This window comes from Actinomadura verrucosospora, assembly GCF_039540335.1.
In the GTDB taxonomy this organism is placed as follows: domain Bacteria; phylum Actinomycetota; class Actinomycetes; order Streptosporangiales; family Streptosporangiaceae; genus Spirillospora; species Spirillospora verrucosospora.
Genome location: NZ_BAABEV010000102.1, coordinates 1 through 1,575, shown reverse-complemented (window position 1 = coordinate 1,575; position 1,575 = coordinate 1). Strand labels below are relative to the sequence as shown.

Sequence of the window (1,575 nt, the reverse complement as noted above, 5' to 3'; positions counted from 1 at the left end):
GGAGGCGCTGACCGCGTGGGCCGCCGAGCTGGCTGGCGGCCACGACGCCGCCCGCGCCGCCGTCGAGGAGCTGCGGGCGGGCGTGGCGGCGACGCTGCGCGCCGCGCGCGAGGAGCTGGAGGAGGCGCGGGCGCTCGCCGACCGGCGGCGCCGCCACGCCGAGGCGCTCGCCAGGCGCGACGCGCTGGCCGAGCGCGCCGAGGAGAAGTCGGGGCTGGCCTCGCGGCTCGACGCCGCCGCCCGCGCCGACCGGGTCGTCCCGCTGGTCAGGGACGTCCAGGCCCGGTACGAGGAGGCGAGCCGCGCCCGCCGCTGGGCCGAGGAGTCCCGGTCCGGGGCCGCCGCGCTGCTCCCGCCGCGGGCGCCCCGGGCCGTCCTCGCCGAGGCCGAACGCGACCGCCGCGACGAGGTCGCGGCGCTGGAGGGCCGCAGGGCCGCCGCCGCCCGGCTCCGGCAGGTCGACCGCGAGCGGGAGGCGCTGGCCGCGGAGCTGCGGCGGCTGGAGCCGGAGGACGCGCGGAACCGCGCCGCGCTCGCCGATCTGCTCGCGCGCGTCGAGGAGGGCCGCGCCGAGCTGGACGAGGTCAGGATCGCCGCCGCCGGACGCTCCGGCGCCGCGGCCGCCGTCCGCGACGCCGGGCGCCGCCTCGACGCGGCGCGGCGCCGCGACGAGGTAGAGCACCGGCTCGCCGAGGCGGAGGCCGCGTACCGGACGGCGGTCGACGCCGCCCAGGACGCCCGGCAGCGCGTCCTCGACCTCCGGCAGGCGCGGCTGGACGGCATGGCCGCCGTCCTCGCCGAGGAGCTGGCCGACGGCGAGCCCTGCCGGGTCTGCGGCTCCACCGAGCACCCGGACCCGGTCACCTCGCTCGCCCTGATCCCGACCGAGGAGCAGGTGGAGCGGGCGCAGGCCGAGGCCGACGAGGCCCAGGACGCCCGGGAGCGCACCGCGACGGCGGCCGGGGAGCTGCGCACCGCGCGCGACGAGCTGCGGGAGATCGCCGGAGAGGCCGACCCCGACGCCCTCGCCGCCGAGCTCGCCGAGGCGGACGCGGCGCTGGCGGCCGCGGAGGCCCGCGCCGCGGAGGCCGAGCGGCTGGAGGCGGCGCTCCACCGGGACGAGCGGGAGCTCGACCGGGTCCGCTCCGCGCAGGAGGAGACCGGCCGCGCCCTCACCGAGAACCGCACCCACGACCGGGAGCTGGCCGCCGAGCGGGCCCGCCTGTCCGCCGAGCTCGACGAGGCGCGCGGCGGCGACCCGACGCTGGAGGCCCGCATCGCCAGGCTCGCCGGGGAGGCCGACCGGATCGCCGCGGCGGTCGAGGCGGCCCGCGCGTACGCGCGCGCCGGCGAGGAGCTGGCCGCCGCCCGCGCCAAGGCCGCGCAGGAGGCCGAGGAGCAGGGGTTCCGGACGCCGGAGGAGGTCCTCGAAGCCGCGCTGCCGGACGAGGAACAGGGCGACCTGCGCGACCGGATCCGCAGGCTCGACGACGAGGAGGCGGAGGTCCGCGCCCTGCTCGGCGATCCGGAGCTGGTCGCGGCCGCCGCCGCGCCCGCGCCCGTCCGGCCCGCCCT

At 81.7% G+C, this 1,575-nt stretch carries 1 protein-coding gene; it reads left to right on the top strand.

Annotation, left to right across the window (positions count from 1 at the left end; all coding sequences use genetic code 11):
* On the top strand, positions 1–1,575 hold a 1,575-nt coding region (locus ABD944_RS42100; protein ID WP_486303779.1), incomplete at both ends, for a coiled-coil domain-containing protein.